Consider the following 275-nt stretch of genomic DNA (forward strand, 5'->3'; position numbering starts at 1 on the left):
GGACAAAGGCTTCGATGTTAAAATCGACCGCCTTTTAGCTGAAATTATCGAGCGAGACGACCGTGATACCAATCGCGCCGCTGCGCCTTTAGTCCCAGCTAATGATGCACTTGTTATTGATACAAGCGGCATAGGCATAGAAGATGTATTGAAGCAAGTGCTTGAATACGTTAGACAAAAAATTACTGTCACGTAACCGAATCCTCGTTTATTGTGCAGTAGGTGTTTGTGTTAAGGATGACACGAATAATATTACTAGACTCCACATCTAGGAT

General features: G+C 42.5%; 1 protein-coding gene. It reads left to right on the forward strand.

Annotation, left to right across the window (positions count from 1 at the left end; genetic code table 11):
• The coding region (locus AAEY88_RS13495) for a (d)CMP kinase (RefSeq protein WP_350563207.1) at positions 1–196 on the forward strand (196 nt) is incomplete at its 5' end.
• Positions 197–275 lie beyond the last annotated feature (79 nt).

This window comes from Psychrobacter sp. CAL346-MNA-CIBAN-0220 (genome assembly GCF_040309805.1).
GTDB lineage: Bacteria > Pseudomonadota > Gammaproteobacteria > Pseudomonadales > Moraxellaceae > Psychrobacter.